Genomic DNA, 14,002 nt, shown 5'->3' with positions numbered 1-14,002 from the left:
GATAGGTAACTACCTAGTTAAATCACTATTTCTGAGTGAAGCGTAGTTCTCTGCTCGAGCACGCACCAAGAAGGGCAGCCGGGCGTTCCGCATAGGGTCGATGCAATTATCCATAGGTCGGTGAAAGCGTTGTTTATGTCAGAAGGATCGCCAGTTTTGACAGTGTTAAAATTGCGATCAGAAACCTTCGATTAGCCGACGTACGGCAACTGACGGAGAGGCTCGGTGACACGATCAGGCATATGCATATGCTCATTTAATCTTTGATTCGCGATCGGTTTACCGCTCAACTGGCGCTTTTTTGATAGGTGGCTAATGATGTCGGAGCGGTGTGACGTAGTGGTTTTGGGCCTGGGCGCCATGGGCGCCGCCACCGTGTATCAGTTGGCGAAGGCCGGTGTGAATGTCGTCGGCATTGACCGCCATCACCCGCCGCACAACCTTGGCTCCAGCCATGGCGATACGCGCATCACTCGGCTTTCGGTCGGAGAAGGTGCGCAATACGTACCGATCGTGCGCAATTCCCACCGGATCTGGCGCGAACTTGAAGTGCTGACGGGGGAGTCTCTGTTCGAGCAATCAGGTCTGCTGGTACTGACCTCAAGCCCCGAATTCGACCCCAACGACAAAACCGACTTCACCCTGCGCACCATCGGTTTGGCGCAGGCCTACGGTATCGAGCACGAAGTCTTGTCCGCCGCACAGATTCGCCAGCGTTTCCCGCAATTCGCCCACGTGCATGACTCGGCCATCGGCTATTTCGAGCCCGGTGGAGGGTTTGTGCGACCCGAGCGCTGCATCGACGTGCAACTCAAACTGGCAGAACGACACGGCGCGACCCAGTACAAAGGCGAGACGGTCACCGGGATCACATCGGACGAGCAGGGCGTCACTGTCAACACCGACCAGCGCACGCTGCAGGCCAAAAAACTGGTGATCAATGCAGGCAACTGGAGTGGCGAATTGCTCGGTAAACCGTTTGAAAATCTGCTGAGTGTCTACCGGCAAAAGCTGTTCTGGTTCGAACTGGAGGGGCACGCCGGGCTGGTCGGTCACTCGCCGACATTCATCCTCACTCACGGCCGTGGCGACGACAAAATCAACTACGGCTTCCCCGCATTGTCCGGCGAAGGCTGCATGAAGATCGCCACCGCCCAGTACCACACCGCCTCGTTGCCGCAAACGATCGACCGCACCGTCTCTACGGCCGAAGAGCAGGACATGTATGCACACCAGGTACACGGCCGCATCGCCGGCGTGACTTCCAAAGTGATCAAGTCTGCGGTCTGCGCCTACACGGTGACGCCGGATCGCCACTTCATCATCGACCAGCATCCGTCACTGCAACACACCTTGTTCGTGTCCGCCTGCTCCGGCCACGGCTTCAAACATTCCGCCGCACTGGGCGAGGCGTTTGCGCAGTGGTGCATGCGCGGTTCGACCGACCTGGACCTCTCGTCTTTCTCCCTGAAACGCTTTGAAGGCTGCTGAGACCGCTACTGTGGCTTCAAGATGAGCCGATGGATCGTCAGGTGAAACATCACGATGGGATGTCAGTTCAGCAGGGTATTTACTTGAGTCAAAATGCGCTATTTCCAAAGCAATAAAGCGCCAAGATGGTTTTCAACTACACTGAAGAAGCAAAAACTATTTTAATAATCTTGGCTGCGGGTTGTTTATTCATGCTGGCGGTGAGGCCTATATGGACATTGAAATCCTTAAACAGGCTGTCATGGATTCGCGCGATGGAATCACCATCTCCGACAACTGCAGGGATGACAATCCGTTGATTTTTGTCAATCCCGCCTTTGAACGCATGACCGGCTATTCTCTCGAAGAATCCATAAATTTTAACTGTAGATACTTACAGGGAGATGATCGTGAACAACCTGAATTAGAGGTCGTTCACCACGCCATTGCAAACGGGGAGTATTGTCTGGTTGTGTTGCGAAACTATCGGAAGGACGGAACAATGTTCTGGAATGAATTGAGCATATCGCCAATTCATGACGAGGCGGGAGCGGTCAGCAATTTTATAGGGATACAAAAAGATGTCACATCGCGAGTTATTTTGCAGCAGCAACTCAGTGACGAAATTCACTCCCTCGAAAAAACAAAATCGCATCTCGAGCAGCTATCAATAAAAGACGGGCTTACCGGGGTTTATAATCGGCGCTTCTTTGATAGTCAGTTTGAGATTCAATACAAAATCGCCTGTCGGAACAGTGAGGCGCTCACGCTGATCATGATTGATGTTGATGACTTCAAGTCATTCAATGACATATATGGGCATCAAGCAGGTGATGAAGCATTGATAGGTGTGGCGAATGGTTTGAGTAAATCATTCCAGAGGGGCTCTGATTTTGTTGCCAGGTACGGGGGCGAAGAGTTTGTGATTTTATCCAGCGGCATGACGATGGATCAGTCATCTGCTTACGTGAACTCTCTGTGTCAGCGTGTGCGCGACTTGAGAATTGCGCACTCCTCTTCGCGCACGGGCTATTTAACGATAAGCATCGGATTTTCTGTTCATCAATTCACCCCGACAAACACGTCCAACTTACTGCTTACGCAAGCTGATAAAGCACTTTATCTAGCGAAAGAGCGAGGAAGGAATCAGTGTGTAGGTTTTTAGGCGCGCTTTTCGGCCTCTTAATCATCGCCAACCCGACATGCCTGTCATGATCTTCCTTGAAAAATCTGCCCCACCTCAACGTCTCACTCGTCGAGGTGGGCAACCCTGCTCTCAGCCGCGCTTTGGCAGCTTCCAGTTCGGTCGAATGAAGTGGCAGGTGTAGCCATTCGGAATACGTTCCAGGTAATCCTGGTGCTCAGGTTCCGCTTCCCAGAACGGGCCCGCCGGTTCGATTTCGGTGACGACTCGGCCTGGCCACAGCTTTGAAGCGTCGACGTCGGCGGCGGTGTCTTCGGCGATGTCGCGTTGCAGTTCGTTCAGGTAATAGATCGCCGAGCGGTAGCTGGGGCCGAGGTCGTTGCCCTGACGATTTGGCGTGCTCGGGTCATGGATCTGGAAGAAGAACTCAAGGATCTGCCGATAGCTGATCACCGCCGGGTCGAAGACGATCTCGATGGCTTCGGCGTGGTTGCCATGGTTGCGATAAGTGGCGTTCGGCACCTCGCCGCCGGTGTAGCCGACGCGCGTTTGCAGCACGCCGGGATAGCGCCGCAGCAGGTCCTGCATGCCCCAGAAGCAGCCGCCAGCGAGGATGGCAGTTTCGGTTTGGCTGGTCATGGTCTGTGCTTCCTCTCGGAAATTTTGGGTGTAGCCATTGTTATGCGGGCGTGTCCGGCAATTCCAAGTCTGGACGATACAAATAAGTCTGCTGATCACTCCCCACTTCAAGCGTGCTCTTCAAACCTGCGCACATCACCCAAAGAGTCACGCTGCATCGATTGCAGGTTTTTCTCGATGGTTTCGCACAGGGCTTCCATCTGGATCTGGTGTTCGCTGTGGCGAAACGGGCTTTGCAGGTCAGTGCCGATGCGCTCGATGGCCAGTAGCATAAAGCCCACCACCGTGGAAGCCAGTGGGGTGAACCAGCCCAGGGATTCCACCAGACCTACGGGCACGATCAGGCAGAACAGCGAAATAAACAGCCGCGGGAAATATACATAGGGGTAGGGCAGCGGGGTATTGGCGATGCGCTCCATGCCGCCTTGGCTGTTGGAGAGTTCCACCAGCGTCGACTCCAGCCTTGCCAGGCGAATGCTGTCCAGGCGTCCGGCCTTGTATTCCCGGGCGAGCAGGGCGGCGGAACCGGTGAGGATGTCGTTGGCAAAGTTGTTGGTGGTGCCACTGCGGGCGAATTCATCAGCGGGAATGAACGCCCGGACTTCCTCCGGACAAGGCTGCCCCTGCAGATGCGCCGCGAGGCAGTTCACATACGCCACATGGCGGCGCAACAGAGTCGACTTGACCGGATTGACTTCGCTGTCGGGGTCATCCAGCAACGTCAGGACCTGGCGGGCAAAACTGCGCGAGTTATTGATCATCGTGCCCCACAGCGTCCGCGCTTCCCACCAACGGTTGTAGGCGCTGCTGTTACGAAAACTGATCAGCACCACCAGCGCCGAACCCAGCAACGTCAGGGGCATCAGCGGCAGGTTCATCTTGGCGTTCAGAAACAGCATGAAGTCCACGGTGACGGCGATGTCCCAGAGCAACAGCCAGAACAAGGCCCAACCGACATAGCCCATGGTCTTGATGATCAGACGGTATTTTTTGACGATGGCAGCTTTCAAACGGAAACCTCGTGGCGAGCGGTAAGCATTGATGCCTTAGCTCGGACGGTGTTTTCGGGGTAAAGGTTCGGTCAGTCGCGCAGGTTCTTCACTGGCTGGCTTATCAGCTCTGACACGATTGAGGGAGAAGGAAAGGAATCTTTTCATGAATCTGGCAATCGGCGTTTCTACTTTTTTGTGGATGAGCCACGACGCACCAATCATCAGGATGAGGGTTCCCCACAGCAGCAGATGCGGATTCACAGCCGGATAAGCAATGTTGAAAATCATGAACCCGATCATTTGATGTAATAGGTAAAGCGGGTAAGTCAGTGCCCCTAATGCGGTCCAGTTCAACCTGCCTATGGCCGCTGTTTTGTTGGTCACAATCAAAAGAAACGTCATGAAAAACAGGAAAATCACGCCGCAGATAATCAGAGGGTCGTATTCGGTCGAATACTTGCTTTCGATCGATTCGGCCCATGCTATGGCGGTGAAACAGGCCAATGCCAATGCCCCCAGCAAGAGGAGAATCCGGGCAGCTGTGAATCCTTTCGCCCATATGAGGTAGAACGTGGCACCTGCGATGAAATACGCCGCGTAGTCGGTGATCAAGATCGAACGCAATTTTTCAAATACGAGTATTTCTGCTGTAGCAGAGACCAGTAGCCAAAGCACGAGGCAGGGTTCGATTTTCTCTATTTTCTTGAATCCCAACAGTATGGAGATCATCAGGTAGAACTTGATTTCCACAAACAGTGACCAGTAAACGCCGTCTATTTGCTCGACACCCATCAAGTCGCCAAGCAATGTCATGTTAATCAGATATTGATAAAGAGTGGCCGTAAATCGTGGCTGGCCGATGGCCAGGATGAAAAGAAAAGTCAGGGTGCAGCACACCCAGAACGCCGGGCAGAGCCGAACGACGCGGGAGATGAAAAAAACTTTGAGGTTATTGCTCGACGCGGTCATCAGAATGACGAATCCGCTGATCATGAAAAAAAGTTCGACGCCCAAATAACCGTACTTGGCGGGCTCAGCCAATAACGGGTAAGGCATTACAGACATGTCGCCCTTTGCATAGCCGCGAAAAGCATAGTGAAAAAACACTACGGCGATCGCAGCAAGGAATCGCAGTAAATCCAATTCCTTCAATCGTCGGTCGTTCATGTATAGGCGCTCCAGACTTGTTAGCGCTGATTGAAAACTGACGACTCTGGCGAGTGAAATTCGACCCAAGGCGAAAGCTGTTACAGCAAGGGCTGCTTATGGACTATCCAGGCTCCGTGAGACGGTTATGGACTGCGTTGCCACATGTAGAAGTAGTCGACTTCGAAGGTGGAGGGCAGGTCAGCATCGTCGACCACCCCGAACCATTTCCACATGGCCTCACTGTCAAAGTTCACCTCCATCGGGAAGAAGAAGTAGTTGTTCTTCGACTCCCTGACCAGCACGCCATCGACGTACCAACGCAGGGTGTCGGGCTGCCAGTCGAAGCCGTAGATATGGAACGCATCCGCCAGGCGCCAAGGACTGACCCAGATGCTGCCATTGTCGATATGTTCAGTGCTTTTTGGCGTGGCCCAGAGGTGGGCATTCATGTGATACGAGCGGTCCAGGGCCGCGTCTTTGGTCTTGCCGGCGATTTCAAAGATGTCGATCTCGGTGGCGTTGTCGAGCATGCCTGTCCAGGCGAGCCAGAATGCGCTGGAACCTGCGGAGTTCATGGGTTTGGCACGGGCTTCGTAGTATCCGTAAAACCCGCGTTCAATTGTCCGCACCATGGCTGAGGTGTAGTCCTTGAAGCCGAGTTTGACGTACTTCTGCGGCAAGGTTTCCTTGCGGAAAACAATGTTCAGATTGCCATTGCTGACGGAGGCATTGTTCGGCGTGTAAAGCGCCGGTTTGCGTCCGAGCGACTCGTTCCCGATGGCGTTGTTGACGTGCCAGCGTGTGCGGTCGAGGGTGCTGCCGTTGAAGTCGTCGGACAGCTTCCTGTTGAGCGTCCACTGACCGGCATTGGCCTGGTCGGACAACGGCAGATTGGCGCGGGTCCGGGTCGGTAGTGCGCCGAGTGGCCCGACTCGGGTCCAGGTATCGGCTTGTTTGGGGATGGCAATGGACCATTTTTCCGCCAGGTACTGAAAGGCACGCTGGCGTTCTGCGAGTGAGGCAAACGCACGGTCGTACACCATCACTTCGGCGATGTCGCCGCGAAAGTTATCGGACTCACCCACGGCACTGCGCCCTATTGCATACGGACCGATCGGCACATCGTAAAGCTCCAGGACGGAAACGGTCGGCGCATACGCCGTTGTCTGTTGCAGGCTGATGGCGAAATTCGGCAAGACGTTATCGTTTTGGGCGGTTTGCGGGCCTGAGCTGAACAAGCGTTGCCAGGGATCAACCTCGGCTTGTTCGGGCAATCGGCGAGACACGATCAATACCGTCACCGGGCCTTTGGCGCTGCGCAGGGCTTTGCCCAGAAACGCCGACGCGCCACTGAAATGCACGACGGAATGGCCATTCAGGGCGTTTGCCATCCGCTGTGGCGGCGAGGCGGCATTGTCGACTGTCGCGTGATTGGACTTGCCGGATTTGTCATTCCAGCGCTGGACCCGGTTCTGCGCATCCAAGGTCATTGTTGACGGATCGTCCGCGTCCAGCCACAGCACCAGCCCGGTGGTGGGGGCACCGGGAGGCGCTGGTGCTGCGTTGCAAACCATCGAAACCGACAGCAGCAGCAACGGCAGCAATCCTTTGAACGTCATTTAACGGCAACCAGCGCTGGAATTTCGAATGACGACTGATATCCCTGCGGATTACACGACTGCCAGCGCCAGGTATCGACAATCATCTGTTGCAGATCGCGTTGCGCGGTCCAGCCCAACTCCCGTCCGGCCTTGCCGGGGTCGGCCCAGCATTTGGCGATGTCACCTTCGCGTCGCGGTACAAACCGGTAGGGAATGGTAATGCCGGTGATGTCTTCGAAACTCTGGATGATTTGCAGCACGCTGTAGCCGATGCCTGTGCCGAGGTTCCAGACATTGATGCCGTTGTTGTACTGCAACACTTGAAGCGCTTTGAGGTGGCCGATGGCAAGGTCGACCACGTGGATGTAGTCGCGCACGCAGGTGCCGTCCACGGTGGGATAGTCGTTGCCGTACACCGTGAGTTCGGGAATCCGGCCAATCGCGACCTGCGTCAGGCACGGCAACAGATTGTTGGGGCGGCCTCGGGGGTCTTCGCCGATCATCCCGCTTTCGTGAGCGCCAATCGGGTTGAAGTAGCGCAACAACGCGATGCTCCAGCGTGGATCGGAATGGCACAGATCGGTCAGCAACTCTTCGATCATGAGCTTGGTGCGGCCATAGGGATTGACCGGTTTGCCGGTGCCGAAATCTTCGGCGATCGGTGTGCGCGTGGGCTCGCCGTAGACTGTGGCCGATGAGCTGAACACCAGTCGGAAGACGTTATGGCGAGCCATTGCCCGGCACAGGTCAAGCGTGCCGGCGACATTGTTGGCGTAGTAATCCAGCGGTTTGCGCACGCTTTCCGCAACGGATTTGAGGCTGGCAAAATGCACCACGGCATCGATGTCATAGCGGCTGAAAATGTCGTCCAGCACGGCCGAATCACGGATGTCGCCATGGATGAAATCGACCCGGCTCAGGGTCAGTTGCTCCAGGCGCGCGATGCACTCTCGACAGCTGTTACTCAGGTTGTCGAGCACCAACACATGGTGTCCGGCATTGATGAGCGCCAAAGCGGTATGCGAGCCGATGTAACCGGCCCCGCCAGTAATCAACGTAGTTTTGCGCATGGTGAGCTCTTCCTGTCTAAGGGACTGAATTCAGCGGGAGGTGAAAACCGATTTGAATTCTTGCGGCCAGCGCGGGTGCATGACGCTATACGCCACGGCATAGCTCAGCGCGCCAACCACGATGTTGCAGATCAGGTGCAGGTAACCTTGAAAACCTTGCAGCGGTGACACGTACACGACGGTCGTGGCCATGACGAGTGAGGCGATCACGCTGCGGTAATTGGAGTCGAAGAACCGGCCCCAGCCGTAACCAATGGCCTCGTTGAGTCCACGGATTTGCAACGGTGTGATCAACAGCATCCTGGCCAGCAACGCGAGGGCCGCGGCCATGCCGCCGTACACGCTGCCGAACCCGTAGACCAGCGCCAGCGCCAGCACGGTGGTGACCACTTCAGCCTTGATCGTCAGGTGGCTGCGATTGACCGCAACCAGTGCGGTGGTGGCGTACATGGCGGTGTTACCAATTGCCGCCGTGCAGGCCAGTACTTGCAGCAAGGGAATGGCATCGGCCCACTTGGCGCCGAATATCAACAGGATGAGGTCGTTGGCCGTGAGCGCGATTCCGATGAACAGGGGCGTCAACAGAAAGCCGCTGACGGCAGTGGAGTCGCCAATGATCCCGAGCAGTCGCGATGGCTCTGCGCTGCGCCGGGCGAACACCGGCAGCGCATAGCTCAGCAGGCCGTTATAAATCGCCGTGCGAGGCAGATCGATGATGCGCATTGCCATGTTGAACATGCCGACCGCGTTCGCGCCGGCCGTCATCCCCAGCACCACGTTGACCCCGCGCTGAAGTGTTTGTGTACTCAGCGCGTTGATGGCAACCGGTGTGCCGGCCTTCAACAGCTCCCGCAAGAACGGACCGTCGATGTAAAAGGCAATGCGCCGCGAGTCCGAGCGCATCAATACGATGATCGACACGAACTCCATGATCAGCACCTGGGCAATGACCGCCCAGGCCCCCCATCCCCAAAGCGCGACAGCGATGCCGCCGACGCCACCAAACACTTTGCCCAGTAACGTGCGCGACGCCAGCGTCTTGAAGTTGCCGCTGCGGCGCATTTGCGCCACATAGACACGCGCCATCATGGTGAAGAGGATTTTCACCGAGGCCACCGCCGTCATCGCTTGCAGCATCGGGTCGGGCGTATACAGCATCACCGCGCCCGAGATGACGACGATGGACACCAGGCTGACCAGTACCGAGGCCCAGAACGCGGTAGAGATGTGTTTATCTTCCAGTCGTTCAAGCCGTACCAGGGGATCTTCCAGTACCGAGGAGTAGATGAGACCGACCAACTCGACGATGGCAATGATGATCGTGCCCACCCCCAGTTCGGCGGGCGACAGCAGCCTTGCATACACGACAAAGGTAATCATCGACAGGAAAATCAGGCCGAATTTTTCGGTGAAGATCCAGCCCAGGGAAATGAGGCGTCGATTGGCCATGGCGGATACCGGTTCAATGAGCGGTGGTTGACACCGTTGGCTTGCGCAAGGATCTGGCGCGGGCATAGAGGTAACGCAGGGTTGGTTTGCCGTGGTCGAAGAACAGCGTTTGCCAGGAATGCTTGAGCATTCGCTGGTACACATCGATCACCTCGCCATGCCAGCCGCCTCGGGAAAAGGTATTGAGAAAGTCGGTGTGGTTGGCCAGCACGAAATCGATCTGTTGCTGCTTGCTGAGCTGCGCGCCATAGCGGGCGAGATAGACTTCGACGAACTTGATCTTGTTCTGGTAGTGCTTTTTCGGTTGCGCGGTCATGTTGCCGCTGTTGATCGTGCGCTCCAGCAACACCTGCGGCACCGTGTGGATCTCCCAGTGTTCAGCGATTCGGGTCCACATGAAGCGATCCTCGCAATAACGCAGGCCGGCATCGAAGCAGCCGAGTTGCATCATCACGTCGCGCTTGACCAGCGCGGCGGATACGCCATTGAGGACGTTGGCGTGGATGAAATCGTAGAAATGCATGCCGCTCTTGCGGATGCTGTCCAGTTGTCGCCTGCCATCGCTGTAGTTGACCTGGCAATAGCAGTCGATCAGCCCCACCGGCCGTCCCTGAAGACTGAGCTCGTCATACAGCGCCAGTTGCAACTCCAGCTTTTGCGGGCGCCATTGGTCATCGGCATCGAGCATCGCCACAAACGTCTCTTGAGAGTGCCGAATCCCATGGTTGCGGGCGCTGGCCTGACCTTCGTTGGCTTGCTGCAACAGCGTCAGGCGAAACGGCGCCGCGAAGTCTTTGACCCGTTGTGGTCCGTCATCGGTGGAACCATCGTCAATAACGATGACGTGATCGGGCAGTCGGGTTTGCTCGGCCAGGGATACCAGCGTTTGCTCAATGCTGTCGGCGCCGTTGTACATCGGGATCACGACGCACACGGTATGCGGTGAAGGGGAGGCTTGGTTTATCACGGGTGTTTCTCCTTCTGTTACGCCTTGGCTGAATCACGCGGTAATGCCCTGCCAGACGGACGCTGACGCAGGGTGGCCGGTGATAACTCGGGAAATATCGCGCAGTGATGTCGGAAGGACAGCGCCAGGGTGCAGAACACCAAAAACTCGGCGGAGCGGTAGTTGGGGATCACGTACGCCACATAATTGGTGACGGCGAACAAGCCGATGATCACCAAAGCGCTGGCACGAAACTGCGCGGACTGGTTCGCCGTCACAGCGCGGTATTGTTTGAACAACGCTTCGCCCAGCAGCAGCACCAGCGCAGTCAACTGGATAAAACCACCGTTGAGCAGCGTCTCCATGTAGCCGCTGTGGGCGTTGCCGATGTAGCCCCAGCGAGTGATGAACGCATCCGCGTCGGGGCTGGCCCAGAAGGCGCCGAAGCCGTAACCCTTGAGCCACTGCTGGTCGATAAATGGCGCCAGCAGCTCCCAGATCAACGTGCGATCAGTGAGAGAAGGATCGCGACCGGCGATTTCCAGCAGCCACGCAAGGTGGTTGTACAGCAACAGACAAACCAGCAGAAACACCAGCGTGCAACCGAAGAACAGCCACTGCGAGCGATTGATACGCAAGCGAATCAGAGTGAGGAAGTACCAGTAGCTCACCGTGCCAGACACTATCAGTGCTACGCCGGTCGCCGATTGGGCGAGCAGGATGGCGATCAGCGAAGAAAACGAGCAGAAGAGGGCCCAGCGGTTGCCCTGGCGGATCATCGGCAGCAACAGCAGGATGGCGATCGCGTTGAGCCGTGCACCGGCATTTTTTTCGGCAAAAATCCCCTTGAAGGCGCCGTCGCGAATACCCCCGGACAAGAATGCGAGGTCAGGCCTGACCACGGCGAGTATCAAGCCAACCAACGCCGCCACGCCGATGGCACAACCGAGCATGTAGGTGATTTTTTCGAGGGGGTAGTTATAGGCAATGAAACCGGCAAAAAAGACCACGCTGAGCATCGCGATAACCCGCTTGAACGTCAGCATCGGGTCGTAGGACCAGCCAATCGAGGCGATCACACAAGCCATGAACACCAGCAGAAAGAAGTTACTGCGGTAAAAGGTTTTGCTGAGGAAGACCTTGTTGCGGATGAAGAAGAACAACGGCACCAGCAGCGTGATGAGGCCGCAGACCTGGTTGGCGACGCTGCCTTCGAGGTCTTTATCGACGTCACCGAAACTGAACGCGCCGCCCAGCCCAAGGACAAACGTGATCACCTGGATGTAAAACAGCACGCCGAACAGGGTGAAGCCGTCGCGTAACGTCGAGTATCTGATCGCCAGTGTGCTCATGATGTTGGGCTCCCGAGCAACGCGTCGAGGTAAGTCTGCACTGCGCTGGCATTCATGAAACGGGCGGCTGCTTCAAGGCGCGAATGGCGCTGTAGATCCCGCGGTGTGGCGAGTTGCAAGGCAATCGCCTGCGCCAGCTCGAGCGGGTCGTCGACAGCGACGAGCGGTGCCACCAGGCCGCCGATCAAAATATCCTGGGGGCCATGGGGGCAGCGGGTCGCCACCACCGGCGTGCCCGTGGACAAGGCTTCTACCAGCGCATTGGGACTGCCCTCGAAGCGCGACGACAGCACAAAGCAATCGGCCGCCGCCACTTCTGCCAAGGGATCACTGGTGTAACCCGGCAGGTCGACGCGATCGGCGACGCCCAATGTGCGTGCGAGTTCAAGCAGTCGAAGTCTGAGTGCGCCTTCACCAAAAATGATCAGGCGTACGTCGGTATCCGGCAACGCGGCGAACGCTTTAATCAAGGTGTCGAAACCTTTTTGCGACGCCAGGCGACCCACGGCGACAATCACCGCGCCAGACTTTTCCCGCAGCCAGCGGTGACTTGGCAGGCCCGGTGGCTTCTCGCGAAAGTTGTTGTCGAGCACCGGGTTGTCGGCAATGGTCACGTCCTGGCGGCGCGCGATGGTGGTATCGACCAGATCCTGGGCGACACCGCGCGACACGCAAATCACCGGGTTGGGAATAAGCCGATAGAGCAGGGGAGCCACCATATAGGCGGCCCGCACCATGAAGTCGGGGTTAACGTGTTTGTCATGGGAAAAGGCATTGCGCTCGCTGACGTGCAGCCGCGCCAGCGTGCCGGACAGCATGGCAGCGGCGATCGCCACGACGTTGACGTGCGTGAGCGCCGCCAGTTGCGCGTCAAAGCGATTGGCACGCAGAAATCGCGCAAGCGCCGGCACCGCACGAGAGCTGCGCGGACTGCGCAGTTCAACCTTTTTGACGCGTGGGTCGAGGTGCGCTGCATTGATGCCGCCGCCGGTGAGCATCAACAGCGTCACGTCATTGCCGGCGTCGACCAATGCTCCGGCCAGGCGCGTCATCATTTTTTCAGCCCCGCCCGCGCTGAGGTCATGCAGGATAATCAGCAATTTTTTCATTGGTTCCACACCTGGTAATACGCCTGCGCCGCGTGCTGGCTGGTGTACTGGCGGAGGGCGTCAGTGACCATTTTTTCGCTGGGAGCCACGTGATCCGTTGATGTCAGGCTTCGCAGCATTCCATTGGCCAATGCCGGGATGTCGTTGACCTTGACCAGTTGGCCGAGCTGGCCGTTGTCCAGCAGTTCTCTGGGCCCCGTCTCGCAGTCGCATGCCAGCACGGGAGTCCCCAGCGCCAACGCCTCGATCAATACGGTCGGCATGCCTTCGTGAAGGGAACTCAGAATGAACAGGCGTGCTTGTCTGAGCAGTGAATAGGGGTTGCTCAGGAAACCGGTAAAGTGCACCCGGTGGGCGATGCCCAGCCGCTGCGCCTGAGCGATCAGCGCGCCGCGCAACGGCCCGTCGCCAGCGATCACCAGATCGGGCAGTGCCTGGCGGTGCAGCGCCATGGCGTAGGCATCGAGCAGCAGGTGAAAACCTTTCTGTTCCGTCAACCGGCCCAGACCCAACCAGTAGTCGTCGGGTAACCCGGCGGGCAGCGGCGCGCGTGAGGCTTGAAACAGTTGCTCGGTGATGACCGCGTTGGGGCAATAGCAAACACGCTGCTGACCCCATGGCAGTAAGTCGGCCAGAGACTGGCGCAATGCCGTGGAGACCGTCACCACTTTTCCGCTGCCACACAAGTACAAGGCATAGAGCAGGCGCAGGCTTGAAGGGCTGGTTTTCTGCTCAGTGCAATCGAGCGTGACGTGCCGGCTATAGATGACTTTGCAGGCACTGCCCAAGGTGGCGAACCAGGTGCAGACGTTGGCCTGTTCCTTGGCGGAAATCAGGTGAGTGACGCCCTCGCGACGAATGAGCCGACGCAACAGGACGATTGATTTGAGCAGCCCGACGATGCCGTTGCCACCGCCGCTGTTGTGGCGTTGATCGCCGTCAGTGTCCGGCGTTTCACCGTTCATGACGAAAAAGCTCACCCGCTTTCCATCCTTGTGAAATTGCTCGGATAACCGTTGCTGTACCCGCTCGACGCCGCCGCCGGTCTTGAAATCTTTGAGAATGAACAGGATGTGCATAG

General features: G+C 57.1%; 12 protein-coding genes. 2 read left to right on the top strand and 10 right to left on the bottom strand.

Annotation, left to right across the window (positions count from 1 at the left end):
• Positions 1 to 318 precede the first annotated feature (318 nt).
• Both solA and ACA074_RS14190 read left to right on the top strand, forming a co-directional pair.
• A complete protein-coding gene (gene solA, locus ACA074_RS14195) occupies positions 319 to 1,491 on the top strand; it encodes an N-methyl-L-tryptophan oxidase (protein ID WP_497677172.1) in 1,173 nt (390 codons plus the stop codon).
• Between the two features lie 211 nt (positions 1,492 to 1,702).
• Entirely contained in the window at positions 1,703 to 2,635 is a 933-nt protein-coding gene (locus tag ACA074_RS14190) for a GGDEF domain-containing protein (protein ID WP_497677171.1), read from the top strand.
• 111 nt (positions 2,636 to 2,746) lie between these two features.
• On the opposite strand, the gene msrA is transcribed toward ACA074_RS14190, so the two are convergent.
• The 10 genes from msrA to ACA074_RS14140 all read right to left on the bottom strand — a co-directional run bounded on the left by msrA (position 2,747) and on the right by ACA074_RS14140 (position 14,000).
• Positions 2,747 to 3,253: a peptide-methionine (S)-S-oxide reductase MsrA gene (gene msrA, locus ACA074_RS14185; protein WP_497677170.1), complete on the bottom strand. Its 507-nt coding sequence runs from the start codon at positions 3,251 to 3,253 to the stop codon at positions 2,747 to 2,749.
• 107 nt (positions 3,254 to 3,360) lie between these two features.
• The gene (locus ACA074_RS14180; RefSeq protein WP_187679851.1) at positions 3,361 to 4,263 is read right to left on the bottom strand and encodes a bestrophin family protein; all 903 of its coding nucleotides are present in this window, start codon (positions 4,261 to 4,263) and stop codon (positions 3,361 to 3,363) included.
• A 36-nt stretch (positions 4,264 to 4,299) separates the two neighbouring features.
• Positions 4,300 to 5,412: an acyltransferase family protein gene (locus ACA074_RS14175; RefSeq protein ID WP_497677169.1), complete on the bottom strand. Its 1,113-nt coding sequence runs from the start codon at positions 5,410 to 5,412 to the stop codon at positions 4,300 to 4,302.
• Positions 5,413 to 5,537: 125 nt separating this feature from the next.
• Entirely contained in the window at positions 5,538 to 7,013 is a 1,476-nt protein-coding gene (locus ACA074_RS14170) for a family 16 glycosylhydrolase (RefSeq protein WP_497677168.1), read from the bottom strand.
• Entirely contained in the window at positions 7,010 to 8,065 is a 1,056-nt protein-coding gene (gene galE / locus ACA074_RS14165) for a UDP-glucose 4-epimerase GalE (protein WP_305443825.1), read from the bottom strand. Before galE ends, ACA074_RS14170 begins: the two co-directional genes overlap by 4 nt.
• A 30-nt stretch (positions 8,066 to 8,095) precedes the next feature.
• Positions 8,096 to 9,514 carry an oligosaccharide flippase family protein gene (locus ACA074_RS14160; protein WP_497677167.1) on the bottom strand — a complete coding sequence of 473 codons (1,419 nt, stop codon included), beginning with the start codon at positions 9,512 to 9,514 and terminating at the stop codon, positions 8,096 to 8,098.
• 13 nt (positions 9,515 to 9,527) lie between these two features.
• Positions 9,528 to 10,481 (bottom strand): glycosyltransferase family 2 protein, encoded by a 954-nt coding sequence (locus ACA074_RS14155; protein ID WP_497677166.1) that lies wholly within the window; start codon positions 10,479 to 10,481, stop codon positions 9,528 to 9,530.
• Between the two features lie 17 nt (positions 10,482 to 10,498).
• The gene (locus ACA074_RS14150; protein ID WP_187679857.1) at positions 10,499 to 11,812 is read right to left on the bottom strand and encodes an O-antigen ligase family protein; all 1,314 of its coding nucleotides are present in this window, start codon (positions 11,810 to 11,812) and stop codon (positions 10,499 to 10,501) included.
• Entirely contained in the window at positions 11,809 to 12,921 is a 1,113-nt protein-coding gene (locus ACA074_RS14145; protein WP_497613975.1) for a glycosyltransferase, read from the bottom strand. The genes ACA074_RS14150 and ACA074_RS14145 overlap by 4 nt, the downstream gene beginning before the upstream one ends.
• Positions 12,918 to 14,000: a glycosyltransferase gene (locus ACA074_RS14140; RefSeq protein ID WP_489880467.1), complete on the bottom strand. Its 1,083-nt coding sequence runs from the start codon at positions 13,998 to 14,000 to the stop codon at positions 12,918 to 12,920. Before ACA074_RS14140 ends, ACA074_RS14145 begins: the two co-directional genes overlap by 4 nt.
• Between the last annotated feature and the right edge of the window lie 2 nt (positions 14,001 to 14,002).

The organism is Pseudomonas sp. LBUM1655 (genome assembly GCF_059716085.1).
The sequence above is the reverse complement of the archived record's forward strand: the minus strand, read 5'-3'. Positions and strand labels throughout refer to the sequence as shown.